Origin of the sequence: Myxococcus virescens (genome assembly GCF_900101905.1) — a bacterium.
Lineage (GTDB): Bacteria > Myxococcota > Myxococcia > Myxococcales > Myxococcaceae > Myxococcus > Myxococcus virescens.
Window position 1 is genome coordinate 255,446 of sequence record NZ_FNAJ01000003.1, and the last position, 15,219, is coordinate 270,664.

Below are 15,219 nucleotides of genomic sequence, written 5' to 3' on the forward strand. Positions count from 1 at the left end.
GGTGCTCGCCGCTTAGCACGCGCGGGGGGCCGGGTGACAGTGTTCCGCGAAGCCACAATGCAGGGCCTGGCAGGCTGCCTTCTCCCTCCCATCCCATTCACCCCTCGCTTCACCGCGTGCCACGGCCCGTGCTGCCCCCGCGAGCCGCCCGGCGGCCTCCTCCAGGCCCCTGGGCCCGGACAACCACTCAGGCTCTGGCTGGGACTCTTTCAGGAAGACGACTCCCACCCGCACCGGCACCCCTTCTCGCACCATCCGCCGAGCCACCAGCCCCAGCGCCGCCAGCTCGTAGGTGTACGCGGCCGCTCCCAGCGGATGACGCCCGCCGTGTTTGAAGGCCACCACCACGGCCTCCCCTTGGGGTGACTCCCACAGCAGGTCCACCGCCCCCTCGACCCCCACCTCGCCCTCCAGGGCAAGCATGAACGGCAGGCTTCGGTGAATTGTCTGTGACGGCGCCCGCGCCAGCTCACGTGCGAACGCCGACATCAGGAAGCGCTCCACGGTGCGCAGCACCGCGTCCATGCCCTCTTCGTCTGGCAGCGCGCCCGCGTCACGCAGCAGCGTCTCCAGGTGGGCCCGCCGCTCCGGAGCGTCTACATCCGGCGCCGCCAATCGGAGGTCGACGCCGCGAAGCAGCCGCTGCACGAGGTCCTCCGGACGCTCGACAGGGAGCCAACCGTCGGGCTCAACCAGGGGCGGCGCGCCACGGGGCAGCACTTCCCAGGGCCACGGCGCACCGCGAAGCCCCAGCCGGTGCACGTAGTGGAAGCGGCGCGGACAGGCGATGAAGTCCTGCAACGCCTCCGCGGAAGCTACGGCCGCACCCAGTGATTCGGCGTGCGCGACATGCTGCCCCCGCACTCGCAGCAGCGCGGCTTCGACACGCGCCTCGGCGAGCAACAAGGCCTCTGGACCGGGCGGCTCCGGATCCGCTGGCGGCGGGAGCGAGTCGACGTCCAGGTCATCGACCAGGCCCCGCAGCTCCGCGTCCACGTCCAAGCGCCCGTCAATGAGGTGCCACCACGAGTCCTTGCCACCGCTTCGCTCCGCGCCGCCCGCAAGCACCAGCATGTCCTTGGCGCGCGTGAGCGCGACGTAGAGCAAGCGGCGGTACTCGGCGCCCTCGCGTGCCTTCAGCTCCGCGCGCACCGCCTTGAAGCGGCTGGAGGTGTAGTCATCATCCAGCGAGTCCGGCACCCACGGCTGCAGGGAGATGCCGTGCGTGCGCTCGAAGTGGACACGCCCCGAGGTGCCACGCCTCCGGCTGCCCATCGAGGGCACCACCACCACCGGCCACTCCAGGCCCTTCGCGCTGTGGATGGTGAGGAGCTGCACCGCGCGAGGGTCGCTCGCGTCCAACAGGTCCGCCTGGGCCTCCGTGGGGTTGTTCTCCGCCAGCATCCGCAGCTCGCGCGCGAAGGCCACGCAGCCTCCCGTGCCGCGCTCGTCCCGGCGTGACGCAAGCGCCAGCAACTTCTCCACGTTGGCGCTGGCCTGCTCCGCGTAGGGCGAGCCCGCGAGCGCCTCGCGGTAGCCCGTCACGTCCAGCGCGGACACCAGCAACTCGCGCACGCCCAGCCGGTCGCGCTCGCGTCGCAAGCCGGGAAGCGCGGCGAGGAAACACTCCAGGCGCTGGCGCTCTCGCTCGGACAGCGACGCCAACACCTCCGGGTCCGTCAACCGGGGCGACGCCAAGGACAGCGGTGCGTCCCCCGCCAGGAGGAACAGCGACGCGTCCTTCAGTCCCACCAGGGGCGAGCGCAGCACCGCCGCGAAGGCCAACGCATCCTCTGCATCCGCCAGCAGCGCGAGCAGCGAGGCCATGTCCAGCACCTCCTGCGCGCCATAGAAGCCGCGACCGCGCAGCACGCGGTGCGGGACACCGTGGCGGATGAGTCTTTGCCGGTACACCTCCAGGTGCGTGAAGGTCCGGAAGAGCATGGCCACATCGCCGCCTCGCGCGGGACGCAGCCCTTCGCCATCCTCGCGCGCCACGGACGGCGGTGCCCCTGGCGCCAGCAGGCACCGCAGCCGGCGGGCAATCGCATCCGCGTCCAGCCAGCGCAGGTCCGCCGACGTGTCCGCTTCTTCCAGTTGCAGCCGCTCCACCACCGGCGCGTCCGTCAGCGACGACCTCGCCGCGGAGAGGTCATCCTGCTCCGGGACGTAGATGACCTCGAAGGGCCGAGGCGCCCCGGAATCGGCGGCGACGAGCACCCCCGCGAAGGCGCGGTTGAAGAACGACAGCAGCCCGGGCACCGAGCGGTAGTTGTGTTGGAGGAACCCGCGCGTGCCACCCTCATCCACCAGCTTCGTCGCCAGCACGGAGAAGACGGACACGTCCGCGCCACGGAACTCGTAGATGGACTGCTTGCGGTCACCCACCGCGCAGAGGAAGGCGGGCTCCAGCGGCAGCGCCGTCACCAGGTCCACGTCCGGCGCCAGCTCGCGCGGACCGTCTTCACGCCGCTCCGCCAGCAGCAGCACCAGCTCCAACTGGAGGCGGTTGGTGTCCTGGAACTCGTCCACCAGCAGCGCGCCGATGCGCTCCTGCACCTGTCGGCGGAACTCCGGGTGCGCCCGGAGCAGGTCGCGCGACTTCACCAGCAGGGACGTGAAGTCCAGCACGTTGCGGCGGGACAGCTCCGTGTCGTGCCGCGTCTCCACGCGCGTCAGCAGCTCGCGGAACGTCACCTCGAAGGGCGCGGTGCGCCAGGCGGCCCAGGCATCATCCAGCCGGGGCACGGAGCCATCGCTCTTGCCGAAGATGCGCCAGTAGAGCGCTCGAATGGGCCCCCCGGCCCCCTTGCTCAGCCGCGAGAAGTTGCGGCCGTCCGCCTTGAAGCATGCGCGCAGCCAGGGGAAACGCTCGCCCTGTCCGAAGTTCTCCGGCGTCATGCCGTTGAGCGCGCGCTCCAACCCACCCAGCAACCGGCTCCACTCGCCCTTCTCATCCAAGCCCCGCGCCTCGGCGCACAGCTCCAGGCACTGCGTGATGGACGACTCCAGCTCCGCGCGCGCTTCGGCGGCGTCACTCACGGCGGCCTTCTCCGCGCGCAGCCCTTCCTCGCGCAGCTTGCCGTAAACGGACATCAACGCAGCCACGAGCCCGTCGGAGAAGCCCGAGCCGGAGAAGCCCAGCTCCTGGCACAGCTCCCGGACCTGCGCGTCACCGACCTCCAGCGCGTCCAGCACCACGCGCTCGCAGACGTCCTGCACCAGCCCCGCCGCCTCCAGCGAGTCCAGCACCTCGAAGTTCGGGTCGATGCCCACCGCGGGCGGCGCGCGGCGCAGCAACTGGCCGCACAGCGAATGGAAGGTCCCCACCGTGGCCGCGCCCAGCTCCTCACGCAGTTGCCGCCAGGCATCTGGAAGGGGAAAGGGCTTGTCCAGGCGCGCCAGCGACGCTCTCAGCTCCGCTTCCTGGTCCAGACGCGTCTCGCCCTGGGCCAGCGCGTCCAGTCGCTGGCGGACGCGTGAGCGCATCTCCGCGGCGGCCTTGTCCGTGAACGTGAGCATGCACAGCCGTGACGGGCGCACCGCCCCGCCGGCCTCGCGCGCGCCAGCCATCAGGTGCAACGTCATGGTGACCAGGCTGTAGGTCTTGCCCGCGCCGGCGCCCGCCATCAGGGCGAGGTTGCGCTCCAGCGCGAAGAGAGACGGCTCGCCGCTCATCCACCGTCCTCCGTGACGCGCCTGTCCGTAATCCGGCACACCGCGCGATAGCCACACGTCCCGCAGTCCTGCGGCCGCGCGGCGAACTGGCCCTGCCGCAGCGTGCCCACCAGCGCCTCCACCGCGTTGGGCAGGTTGAGGCCCTCCTTCTCCGCGACCTTCGCGCGGACCTCGGGGTCCTTCGACAGCAGCTCGTCCAGCTCCGCGTCGGAGATGACCTCGGACAGGCGGATGGCCTTGCCCGTGCGCAGGGAGAACCACGCGGCCTGTCGTGCGTTCTTGTGGCCACTCTCGCGCGCCGCGTAGAGGTACAGCGGGAGTTGGAAGTCCGACGTCAGCAACCGCTCCTTCAGCGAGCGTTCGTTCAGCCGACCCGACTTGTAGTCGATGACGCCCACCTCCCCGCCCGACATGTCGAGCCGATCGATGGTGCCCTCGAAGTACACGGGCTCCTCACCCGCGTGCAGCACGACGTTGCTCCACTTGTCGTCACGGGCGGCCGGGCCGAAGCGGAACTCGAAGTTCTCCGGCGTCATCGCGTCGAACGGCAGGCCGCGTCGCTCGTCCACGAGGATGCGGCGAGCCATCGCTCGGGCCCGCTCGTGCGCCAGCTTCCACAGCTCCGGATGCCCCACGTGGTGCACGCGCTCGAAGTCCTTGATGGCGGCCTTGAGCGCGGCGTCCAGCACCTCGTCCGGAACCTCCTCCGGCGCCTTGCCCAACAACTGCTTCTCCTTCAGGGCCGCGAAGACCTCCTCCACCACCTTGTGCCAGAAGGTGCCACGGCCCCGGGCGTCGAACTCCTCGCCCGGCACGTCTGGTTCGGCCACCTTCAGGCCATACGAGAGGAAGCCCTGGAAGCCGCAGTTGCCGAAGCGCGCCAGCGCCGACGCGGAGAGCGGCCGGGTGATGTCGAAGCGGAACGTCTCGCGCAGGGACTCGCGCTGCGTGTCGAGGTCCACCGAGCCGGAGTACGGGCCGGGCTGCACTTTCGGATCGCCGAAGAAGAACAGGCGCTCCATCTCCACTTCGGACAGCTCGCGCGCCCCCGCGTACCAGGCCTCGGACGCGAAGCGGCGCCGGAGCACCGAGGCAGCGGCGTCGGGCTCGGTGACCCGCAGCTTGGGCTGGGACAGGGCTTCCAGCGCCACGCAGCGACGCAGCTCGGACTCGGTGAGCACCTCGTCCAGCGGTGGAATGGGAGACAGCGAGCGCGGCTCCCACTTCAGCGCGGTGAGCCGGCGCACCTCTTCCAGGAACGCCGATGGCACCTGCTCCTGACCGCCCGCGGACTCCACCGCGAAGGACAGGCTGACGCTCGCCTCGGCGGCGGCAAGTGCGCTGGCGAACAGCAGGCGGTCCTCGGTGAGGCGCCACGCCGCGCGCTCGTCGAACTCGCCGCCCGTGAGCCGGAAGACGTCACGGCCCAGATGCTTGTTGAGCGCGGCGCGCTCCGCGTCCGCCAGCAACGGAGACGGTGCGTCACGCCCGGGGAAGCGGCCTTCGGTCAGCCCCGCGAGGAAGAGGTGCTGGAAGGAACGGCCCGGCAACTCGGCCACGTCGAGCACCTCGACGGCGGCGCCACGGGGCCCGCGCGGAGGAAGGTGCGCATCCGCCATCGCGTCACGCAGCCAGCGGCCAAACGTCCGGCGGCGCATCTTCGGTCCGCCGCCCACCGCCTTCATCATCCGCGTCAGGCCCAGCACCCGCAGGCGGAGCGCTTCGCGCGCGGCATCGTCCCGAGCCCGCGCATCCACCGCGCGCGCACCCAACCCACCCTCCTCGCGCGGCGCCAACGCGCCCTCCGAATCCACGAGGCCCAACCGCTCCACCACCTGCCACCACGCCGCGAGCAACTCCACGGCGGTGCCTTCTTCGGGGATGCGGCGGCACGCCTCCACCAACAGCAGGCAACGCTCTCGCAGCACCTTCACGGCGTGGACGCGGCTGCTGTCCTGCGCCTTGCGCGTACCGCTGAGCGCGAGCATCCGCCTGGCCAGCCCGTCCAGCCGCACGTCGTAGGCGCCCCGGTTCCGCAGCGCGCCCAACCGGTCATCGCGCACGGCGGCCTGGGCGAAGAGCGTCGCGGGCGCGTCCGGACCACCGCGCGACAAGGTGGGCGCATAGCGGCTGCCCATCAACTCCGCCATGCGCTCGACCGGGAAGCCATCCTCCACCAGCAGTGGCAGGTCCAGCGCCAGACGCACGGGCCCAGCGAGCCCCAGCGGCTCGCCCCAGGGTAGACGCACCGGCACGCCCAGCTCCCCCAGCGACTCCGCGAGCCAGCCCGCCTCGGGCCCCAGCTCGCGGTACGCCACCGCGACGTCGCCGGGCGCCACGCCTTCGGCCAGCAAGCGCCGCACGTCCCGCGCCAACAGACGCGCCTCTTCCCTTGCCGTGGCCGCCTTCCACACGCGCAGGGACGGCACCGCGTCCTTCAACGCGTCGCGCGGCGCCCGAGGTGAAAAGAGGTGGCGCCCCAGGTCGATGAAGGGCCGGCCCTCGAAGGTGACGTCCGCCTTGAAGAGGTCCACGTGCGTCATGGAATCGCCGCGGTTCTCGAAGGCGCGAAACAGCGCCGTCAGCGCCGCGTCCGCCGCGGGCGAGCCACCCACCGGCGTCTCCACACGCAACGTCACCCGACGGGACTCACACGCCGCCGCCAACGCCAGCAACAACTCCAGCCCCGAGGGCCGCACGTCATATACGCCGTGCAGCACGAGCGTGCTCAGCCCCTCCCACCCCACGGGCCACGCGCCTCGGCCCAGCGCCTCGCGTGCACCGCGCAGCACGTCCTCGCGGTCCGCGAGACAGAGCTCCGCCATCCGCTGCTCGTACAGGTGGTACAGGCGCGCAATCACGCGGATTCGCGTCCTGCGCTCCTGCGGCAGGACCTCCACCGCGTCCTGTAGCTCCCGAGCGGACAGGCGCCCGGCCTTCAGGTCCAGCACCACGTCCAGCGCGGCGCGCGCGAAAGCGGGCTCTCGCACATAGTCGCCGAAAGGCGTGGGCCCCAGCTCCAATCCCAGGGAGGCCACCACCGCTCGCGCCGCCACCGCCGGGCACGGACGCCGGTTGAGCTCCCGCGCGCCGCCCAGCGCCTGCAGCATCTCCTCCCAGGTCAGCAGGTGCGCACCCACGCTCAACCCGCTGGCGTCGCCCATGGCCCGCAACGCGGCCTGACGCCGGCCGGCGTCGGGGAACACGTGAAGGGTGTGGCCAGAGCGAAAGGGCATGCGGGGCGGATTCTAGAACGACCGGGCGGGTGACTTTCATGCTCCATTCAAGGCCCGCCGCCCAGGTCATTTCCGTGCCTGCCCGGCCGCTGTCCGCGTATTCCCGGCCAGTCCATCGATATCCACGCCGGGGCTCCCGGATTTACAGCGAGTCGCGGGGGCTCATGAGCGCACATTCAGTGGCAGCTCCAACTCGAGCTGTGTGAGCGGAGTCGCCCCCAATCCCGCCCCCAGGAAGAAGCGCGCCAGGGGGCCTTCCGGTACGACGGCGCTCACAGCCAGCGCCTTCCCGGGCCACCGGGCGGCCAAGGCCCCCAGGAGCCTGCGGCCAGCCCCCTGCCTCCGGGCCGAGGGCTCCACCCCCACGGACCGGACGACCAGTGTGGGCGCCGACACATCCGCGACCATCGCCACCGCGGGGCCCAGCCGGAACGCACGCGCGGGCAACGCCATCCCCATGACTGTCGCGGGAGCCAGTTGCCAGGGCAATCCCTCGGGAAGCAGCCGCGCGCATTCCCACGGGTCCACTTCCTCCAGCGCGGAGGCCCCCACCCAGGGCTCGGGCGTCCCCATGAAGCCCACCAGCCGGCGCACGCGCTGGAAGCCCAGCCGTTCGTAGAGTGTCACCGCGGGTGCGTTCTGTTCGATGACCTCCAGAAGCATCCGGGCGTCGCCACGCGCTCGCGCGTCCTCCAGCAGTGGGCGCAGCATGGCACCGCCCAGTTTGCGATTCCGCCAGGCGGGCACCACGCCCATGCCCGCCACGCGACACTCCCGTCCCCGGCGGGCCATCAACACGAGCCCCACGGGCTCCCCGTCCACGCGCGCGACGCGGCTCTCCTCCAGCGAGATGTGCTCACTGCGCACGCGTGCATCGAACAGGCTGGGGGCATCCGGCACGGTGACGAAATAGCCCTCGAAGGCGCGGGCAAACAGCGTGGAGAGGGCGCGCAGCGGCAGTTCCGACGCGGAGGTCAATTGCATGAGGGGGCACGCCTCCAAAGACATGCGGGGCCGAGTCTACGCACGAAGTCATGGGACTTCGCTGGAACCCGACGGGATTGCGCCCCTATGCTGCCGCCCGTGCGCCTTCCTTATCGAGCGTTTGCCATTGCCGTCCTGCTGAGCGTCGTCCCCTTCTCCCCCGCAGCCGCGCAAGGCGGCTCGGACGAGCCGCGGCTCCATGAGCTCCGCTTCGACTGGACCCGGGATGGCGTCAGCACCGGCGTGGCGGGCGTGCTGTGGATTTCCAGTGAGGCGTTCTTCAAGGACAACCTGGCCCCGGCGCAGTGCCGCTGGTGCGACCGCGCGCCGGATGGGACGGACCGCCTCAACCGGCTGGACCGCTGGGGACGCGGCATCGTCGGGTCGACGCCGTCCGCCCGCAAACGGGCCCACAACTGGAGCAACATCGTCGGCTTCGGCGCGCTGCCGGCGGGGGTGCTCGGCATCCAGTACGCCATGGGCCATGGCTCGGGCGCTCCGACTCGCTACTTCGCCCAGGACGCCACCATCATCGTCCAGAGCGCGGTGTTCGCCTCCCTGGCGAACCAGACGGTGAAGTTCATCGCCGGCCGCGAGCGCCCCTTCGTCCACATCCTGCCCGAGGACCAGAAGGGCCTCACCGACCACCCCAGCGACAACAACCTGTCCTTCTACAGCGGCCACACCAACCTCGCCTTCTCGCTGGTGGTGTCCGCGGGCACCGTCGCCGCGCTGCGCGGCTACAAGCATCAGGCGTGGCTCTGGGCGGTGGGCCTGCCCGTGGCCACCTCCGTGGGCCTGCTGCGCATGGGCGCCGACAAGCACTACCTCACGGACGTTGCCACCGGCGCACTGCTCGGCTCGGCGGTCGGCGTCGCCGTGCCCCTGCTGCTCCATGGCCGGAAGGGCGAGGCCACGCCGAACATCCAGTCAGGGCAGATCCAGATGGCGCCCGTGGCCAGCGCGCGGATGATGGGCATCTCCGGCACCTTCTAGTTCCGCGCCGGCATCGCCTCTCCCAGGCCGAACTCCGCGGGGGCGCCCTCTCCCTCCGCGGCCAGCGGGGGCAGCGAGTTCATGTCCCAGCGCTGGCCGGCGGTCCATGAGATGGCGCCCGACAGGCCCCAGCCCGCGCGCAGGGCCTGACGGTCCTCGTACTCCAACCAGAAGATGGACTCCTGAGCCCTGGCCGCCTGGTCCAGGCAGGCGATGCGGGTGGCCGGACGTCCCGGGCCCTCCAGCGTCACCGCGAAGCCCTTGTGCGAGTGGCCGCACAGCATCCACTTCGGCAACACCGTGTCCACGAGCCGCCGCGTCACGGGATTGCCAATCCAATACGAGGGCAACGGCCTTGGCGGTGACGGGTTCTCCTCCCGCGCGCGCTGAACGATGCCTCGCGGCCATTCGTGGACCAGCATCAGGTCCACGTCACGAAGCTCCGCCACCTGTTCGACCTCCGGCGTGCGGAAGTAGCCGGCCTGCTTCACCATGTCCGGCGTGGAGGGTGGCTTCAGCGGCTGGTCGACGAAGCGCGGCGCGTGGATGCCCGACAGGTACGCCACCCGCAGTCCGCACAGCTCGCGCACGCCGGCTCGGCCCAGGTACGTCACGTTCGGCGCCAGCGTGCCGCCCAGTTGGAGGTCGTGCAGCGCCTCGAAGTCCTCGTTGTTGCCCCCGATGAAGTACAGGGGCCGCTTCACTTGCCGGAGTCCATCCGCGTATTCCGCGAACTCGGCGGGCATGGCTCGCTTGGCGGCCTTGCGCCGGTGGTCATCCGCGCGGCGGAAGGCCTCGACGTCGCCCACCGCCAGCACCAGGTCCACCCGGCGGCCACGAGCCTGCTCGAGCGCGTCCAGCCACGTCTCCACACGGTGGAAGCGGCCATGGATGTCGCCCACGGCCGCGACAAGTAGGGGTTCCGGCATCTTGCTTGAAAGGCTGCACGCGCCGTATCGCCCTGTCGAGTCGAGATCATCTCTTGTCGCCAATGCCTGACAGAACGCAACCTCCCCAGGCGGCCAAACCCCGGGCGCGGCGGATGACGCACCCCGTCCAACCCGTGCCATTGAAGTCCGAAAGCGGCCAGACAGCGGCCACCCGGTATGGGAGTTTGCCCGCCATGAACGGCCTGGACGCCAGCGCGTGCTACCGCGCGATGCAGACCCGAGATGCCCGCTTCGACGGCCGGTTCTTCACCGCCGTCCGGACGACGCGCATCTATTGCCGGCCCATCTGCCCCGCCCGGACGCCCCGGTTCGAGAACTGCACCTTCTATCCGAGCGCCGCCGGGGCCCAGGAGGCGGGCTACCGGCCCTGCCTGCGCTGCCGCCCGGAGACGTCACCGGACCTCGCCTTCTGGCGGGGCACCTCCAACACCGTCGCCCGGGCCCTGGCGCTCATCGCCGAGGGCGGCCTGGATGACGACGGCACCGGGGTGGAGGAGCTCGCGGGCCGACTGGGCGTGGGTGACCGGCAGTTGCGGCGGTTGTTCCAGCAGCACCTGGGGGCCTCGCCTGTAGCCGTCGCCCAGACACGGCGCGTGCTGTTCGCCCGGCAACTCCTGCACGAGACGACCCTACCCATGGCCGAGGTGGCACTGGCCTCGGGGTTCCGCAGCGTCCGCCGCTTCAACGACGTGTTCCGGGCCCTGTATGGACGACCGCCCAGCGCGCTCCGCAGGAGCCGGGCGCCAGTGGCCGAAGCCGCCGCGGGTGTCACGCTCTTCGTCCCCTACCAGCCCCCTTATGACTGGGAGGCGATGCTGGCGCATTTGGAGGCACGGGCCCTCCCGGGCCTGGAGCACATCGAGGCCGGGCGCTACCGGCGGACCGTGGCGACCACGGACGGTCAGGGCGCCGTCGAAGTCTTCCGAGCCCCTGGACGCGACGGGTTGCTCGCGACGCTCCGCCTCCCCCGAGTTCAGGCCCTGCCCACGGTGGTGGGGCAGGTCCGGCGCGTCTTCGACGTGGGCGCGGACATGGACGTCATCCGGGAACACCTGTCCCGCGACCCGCACCTCGCTCCGCTGGTGTCCCTGCGGCCGGGACTGCGAGCCCCCGGAGGCTGGGACGGCTTCGAGCTCGCGGTCCGGGCCGTGTTGGGACAGCAAGTCACGGTCGCCGCGGCGCGCGGCCTGGGTGCGCGGCTGGTCGCGGCGTATGGCGAGCCCGCCGGCGTCGAATCGACGGGAGACGCGCGTCTGACGCACAGCTTCCCTCGGCCGGAGAGACTGGCGCGGGAGGACTTGAGCTCGCTCGGGATGCCCGCCGCCAGGGCCCGGACCTTGTCGAGCCTGGCCGCCGCGGCCGTCGCGGACCCGAGGCTGTTCCAGCCGCGTGCCACGCTGGAGGAGACCGTGGAACGCTTCAAACGCATCCCCGGCATTGGAGACTGGACGGCGCAGTACATCGCGTTGCGCGCCGTGCGCGAAACGGATGCCTTCCCTTCGGCGGATGTCGCGCTGCTGCGCGCGCTCACGGGCGCCGACGGCGTGCGTCCCGCTCCGGATGAAGCGCTCCGCCGCTCCGAAGCCTGGAGCCCCTGGCGCGCCTATGCCGCGCAGCACCTCTGGGCCGCGGACGCCGCTCGGCCCGGGCCCGCCCCCCACCTTCCCCGTTCCCCTTCGCGACAGAGAGATGACGATGCCCCCGCCGCTGCGTTTGCTCATGGACCGCGCCCCCACACCCATCGGCTCGATGCTGGTCGTCTGTGACGAAGCGGGCTGCCTTCGCGCGCTCGACTGGGAGGAGTACGAGCCTCGGATGCTCCGGCTGCTGCGGCTCCACTACGGCGTGAACGGCTACGTGCTCGAGCCCGCGAGCGACCCCTTCGGCAGGACGACCGCGATGCAGACCTATCTGCGCGGAGACGTCAGCGTCATCGACTCGCTGCCCGTGGCCACCGCAGGGACGCCGTTCCAGCGAGAAGTCTGGCGCGCGCTGCGGGACATCCCCGCGGGCGCCACCACGAGCTATGGCCAACTGGCCCAGCGAATCGGCCGCCCCAAGGCCGTGCGCGCCGTGGGCATGGCCAACGGCGCCAATCCGATTGGCGTGGTGGTCCCCTGCCACCGGGTGGTGGGGGCCAACGCGTCGCTGACGGGCTACGGCGGGGGCCTGGAGCGCAAGCAATGGCTGCTCGACCACGAGCGCCGCCATGCATCGCGCGGGGCTCCGCGGCCATCAACGCGCTGATGCCGTCGGGCGCCCCGTCCTGAAGACAGACGCCCGGCGGCATCACGCTCCGCACGCCGGTTCAGCCGCAGCCCAGCGGGTACGTCACCTCTACCAGCGAACCCGCCTCGGGGGCCGAGGCACGGTCGAAGAGGATGGCATTCTCACGGGCGTCGTACTCCCAGCCGGACATCACGCGGACGCCGTCCACATCGACGACGATGCTGCCCGGATCCTCCGGCGTCTCGGACAGGGGAAACTTGCGGTTCGCGCCAAAGGTGCTGTCGGACAGCTTCTCCAACGAGCTGGCCCAGTTCGGCGTGCAGATGCTTTCCACCACGCCGCCCGTGGCCTCCGCCAGTTGGATGTAGCGGCTGCCCGAGCTGCTGGACGTGGGGCACCTGGCCAGGTCCGCGGGCCCGACGATGGCATTGACGCTCAGCTTCGAGCGGTCATTGCCCTTCAGCGCCAGCAGGTACGTCTCGTAGAAGGACACCGGCTGTGCGCTGAAGTCCTCCTCGTCCGACACGAAGATGATGGCCAGGCGGGCATCCTCGCGCAGGAAGCCTGCGTTGCCGTCGTTGGGCTGCGCGGTGCGCGGGTCATCCTCGTTGTAGAGCAGCGGGTCCGCCAACGCGCGGTAGGCGGCCTCCAGTCCCTGCTCGTTCCAATGACAGACACCCACACGGGTGTTGCTGGCGAAGACGCCCGCGGCATCCGGCGTCGCCGGGGTGATGATGCGCGGCCGGGAGCCGTCCACGGGGAACAGGCGGCCATTGTCTCCGCCCTGCGAGCCGCCCGGGCACTCGGACCAGCCGCCCGGCGACGGGTCCAGGCCCGTGGTGGTGACGCCGATGCGGTAGTCCACCGCGGCGCCGTCCGCCGCGCTCAGGAAGGCCGCGAAGTTCTGCCCCAGGCTCTGCTGCTCCTCCATCATCGACCCCGAGTTGTCGACCACGAAGAGCACGTCCACCTTCGCCTGGGACTCCTGGAAGAAGCGGTCCGTCTGCTCCGCCTTCGTCACGCCCTGTCCCACCATGCCCACCGTGTAGACGGAGCCATCCGCCAGGGTGAAACGCAACGCCGCGGTGTCAGCGCCGTCATCCACCGGGGCATACGTCGCCGTCAGCGGGCGCGTGCTCTGGCTCGCCAACGTCCACGGGGCGTTGCCGCCACCATCCACGGTGAACTCTCCCGCGCCCGCGTCGAACGCCACCTGGCTCACCTGGATGGGCCCGACGCACGAGTTCACGGCCACCAACTCCCGTGTGCGCGGGCCGCACGTCAGCTTGGTGAGGCCGAAGTCCACCGTGGTGGGCTGCACCGCGAAGCACCCCACGACGCCCTCGCCCCGCAGCTCCACCAGCGGGTGTCCCTGCGTGGGGCTGTTCACCCAGGCCTCGGCCAGCCCCGAGAAGCCTCCTTCCTCGGACGGCTTGAAGCGGACCAGCAGCGTCGCCTTCGCGCCCGGCTCCAGCACGCCGTTGCGCACGGGAGACGCGGAGAACACCCCGTCCGACCCCTGGGCAAGCTGCATCGACGCCAGGTAGCACGCCTCCGTGCCCGAGTTCCGCAGCGTCACCCCCAGCGCCACCTCCGCGCCCACCGGCACCTTGCCGAAGTCCAGGTGCTGGGGCAGCACGTACTGGCACGGCGCGAACACCCGGCTGCGCCCCTCCAGCGCCACCGCCTCCGTGGCCGCGGAGCCGCTGTCACGCACCGTGACGGAGAGCTGTCCCTGGCTGGCGTCCGTGTTCCCCGCCTTGGGCCGGAAGGTGACGCTCACCCGGGCATTCTGCCCCGCGGGCACCCTCACGCTGGCGGGCGCCTGGGCCAGGGTGAAGTAGCCACCCTGGCGCGTGTCGAGCTGGAGGTCGGTGACGCTCACGTCCTCACGGCAACGGTTGTAGACGGTGACGTCGCGCGTCGCCGTCATGCCCTCCGCCACCGTGCCGAAAGCCAGCCGCCGGGGCAGCACCGTCACGCACGAGCCGCCACCTTCACCCGCCAGCGACACCTTGGGACCCGGCGCGCTGGAGCCCTGCTCGCGCACGCCAATCTCCACCCGCCCGTCACGCACCTTGCCCACCGCCGCTGGCGTGAAGGCCACGCGCAGCTCCACCGCCGCGCCCGGCGCCAACTGCCCGTTGGCCACCACCGGCTCACTGGCGATGCGGAAGACGCCCTCCGAGCTGTCCACCAACTGCGAGCCCGAGAAGCTCAGCGGCTGCGTGCCCTGGTTTCGCACGGTGATGACCTGCTCCGCCGTGGCCCCCAGCGCCACGCGCCCGAAGTCCACGCGCAGCGGCGTCACCTCCAGCTTGGACGCCACGCCCGTGCCCGTCAGCGGTACCACCGCCGGCGCACACCCGTCACACACCACCACGTGCAGCGCCGCCTCGGCCGCACCCAACCGGCGCGGAGCGTAGGCCACGGGCACCACCAACGCCTCACCCGGAGCCAGCGAGGAGGGCAGGCCCTGCCCGGCGGTGAACTGGTCGGCGTCCGCGCCCTGCACCGACAGCGTCAGCGGACTGTCCACGTCCGATGGGTTGCGCACCGTCACCTCGCGCATCTCCACCAGGCCCATGGCCACGTTGCCGAAATCGAGCGCCTCCGAGGGCACCTCGATGAAAGCCTTCACGCCGCGCCCGGACACCGGCACGCGCCCACCGACCTCCGCGTCGGTGATGATTTCCACCACGCCTTGAATCTCGCCCTCTACCTGCGGCAGGAAGTGGATTTCGATGTCCTGCTCGCCACCGGCGGACAGGATGAAGGGCTCGAAGGGAGGAATGTTGACGTTGGGCACGCTGGAGACGGCGCCTTCCACACGATAGGAAGCCCGGCCCGCATTGGCGATTCGCAGCTTGAACGTCTTGGTATGCCCCAGCGCCGCGGGACCGAAGTCCACGGTCTCAGGCCGGACGACGAAGGCGCTCTTTGCCCTCTGAGAGGCGGGCCGCTCACACGCCCCTCCCGCCACCATCACCGCCACCAATGCCACCAGCCCAAACGCCCTGCGCATAACGTCCTCCCCGCCCCACCGGGAGACGCCAGGAACACACCCTGGTTCACCTCACGGCTCAGCGGGGGGCCCTTTGCAACCCCGGTGCCCGGTCCGCCCACAGAGAGGCGAGGGGCGCTCC

Annotated in this window: 8 protein-coding genes; 3 read left to right on the forward strand and 5 right to left on the reverse strand. The window is 71.1% G+C overall.

The window, feature by feature from the left end:
- Positions 1 to 12: 12 nt before the first annotated feature.
- The 3 genes from BLU09_RS11385 to BLU09_RS11395 form a co-directional block, all read right to left on the reverse strand.
- Complete coding sequence (locus tag BLU09_RS11385; protein ID WP_090489195.1) at positions 13 to 3,678, reverse strand: UvrD-helicase domain-containing protein; 3,666 nt, start codon at positions 3,676 to 3,678, stop codon at positions 13 to 15.
- On the reverse strand, positions 3,675 to 6,914 hold the full coding sequence (locus BLU09_RS11390; protein ID WP_090489198.1) for a PD-(D/E)XK nuclease family protein: 3,240 nt from the start codon (positions 6,912 to 6,914) through the stop codon (positions 3,675 to 3,677). The genes BLU09_RS11385 and BLU09_RS11390 overlap by 4 nt, the downstream gene beginning before the upstream one ends.
- A 162-nt stretch (positions 6,915 to 7,076) precedes the next feature.
- Positions 7,077 to 7,898 (reverse strand): GNAT family N-acetyltransferase, encoded by an 822-nt coding sequence (locus tag BLU09_RS11395; protein WP_090489200.1) that lies wholly within the window; start codon positions 7,896 to 7,898, stop codon positions 7,077 to 7,079.
- An 87-nt stretch (positions 7,899 to 7,985) separates the two neighbouring features.
- Here BLU09_RS11395 and BLU09_RS11400 point away from each other — a divergent pair, with 87 nt between their 5' ends.
- Positions 7,986 to 8,894 carry a phosphatase PAP2 family protein gene (locus BLU09_RS11400; RefSeq protein WP_090489202.1) on the forward strand — a complete coding sequence of 303 codons (909 nt, stop codon included), beginning with the start codon at positions 7,986 to 7,988 and terminating at the stop codon, positions 8,892 to 8,894.
- Here the strand turns inward: BLU09_RS11400 and BLU09_RS11405 are convergent.
- A complete protein-coding gene (locus tag BLU09_RS11405) occupies positions 8,891 to 9,823 on the reverse strand; it encodes a metallophosphoesterase (protein ID WP_090489204.1) in 933 nt (310 codons plus the stop codon). The genes BLU09_RS11400 and BLU09_RS11405 overlap by 4 nt on opposite strands.
- A 194-nt stretch (positions 9,824 to 10,017) precedes the next feature.
- Between BLU09_RS11405 and BLU09_RS11410 the strand changes: the two genes are divergently transcribed.
- Positions 10,018 to 11,610: an AlkA N-terminal domain-containing protein gene (locus tag BLU09_RS11410; RefSeq protein ID WP_090489206.1), complete on the forward strand. Its 1,593-nt coding sequence runs from the start codon at positions 10,018 to 10,020 to the stop codon at positions 11,608 to 11,610.
- Entirely contained in the window at positions 11,564 to 12,091 is a 528-nt protein-coding gene (ogt, locus tag BLU09_RS11415) for a methylated-DNA--[protein]-cysteine S-methyltransferase (RefSeq protein ID WP_090489208.1), read from the forward strand. The genes BLU09_RS11410 and ogt overlap by 47 nt, the downstream gene beginning before the upstream one ends.
- 61 nt (positions 12,092 to 12,152) lie before the next feature.
- Here ogt and BLU09_RS11420 read toward each other — a convergent pair whose 3' ends face one another.
- Positions 12,153 to 15,098 carry a choice-of-anchor D domain-containing protein gene (locus tag BLU09_RS11420; RefSeq protein WP_090489209.1) on the reverse strand — a complete coding sequence of 982 codons (2,946 nt, stop codon included), beginning with the start codon at positions 15,096 to 15,098 and terminating at the stop codon, positions 12,153 to 12,155.
- Positions 15,099 to 15,219 lie beyond the last annotated feature (121 nt).

What these genes read in the sequence shown, in the direction of transcription:
- BLU09_RS11385 (WP_090489195.1), bottom strand. Translation starts at nt 3,678, where the DNA reads ATGAGCGGCGAGCCGTCTCTCTTCGCGCTGGAGCGCAACCTCGCCCTG.
- BLU09_RS11390 (WP_090489198.1), bottom strand. Translation starts at nt 6,914, where the DNA reads ATGCCCTTTCGCTCTGGCCACACCCTTCACGTGTTCCCCGACGCCGGC.
- BLU09_RS11395 (WP_090489200.1), bottom strand. Translation starts at nt 7,898, where the DNA reads ATGCAATTGACCTCCGCGTCGGAACTGCCGCTGCGCGCCCTCTCCACG.
- BLU09_RS11400 (WP_090489202.1), top strand. Translation starts at nt 7,986, where the DNA reads ATGCTGCCGCCCGTGCGCCTTCCTTATCGAGCGTTTGCCATTGCCGTC.
- BLU09_RS11405 (WP_090489204.1), bottom strand. Translation starts at nt 9,823, where the DNA reads ATGCCGGAACCCCTACTTGTCGCGGCCGTGGGCGACATCCATGGCCGC.
- BLU09_RS11410 (WP_090489206.1), top strand. Translation starts at nt 10,018, where the DNA reads ATGAACGGCCTGGACGCCAGCGCGTGCTACCGCGCGATGCAGACCCGA.
- ogt (WP_090489208.1), top strand. Translation starts at nt 11,564, where the DNA reads ATGGACCGCGCCCCCACACCCATCGGCTCGATGCTGGTCGTCTGTGAC.
- BLU09_RS11420 (WP_090489209.1), bottom strand. Translation starts at nt 15,098, where the DNA reads ATGCGCAGGGCGTTTGGGCTGGTGGCATTGGTGGCGGTGATGGTGGCG.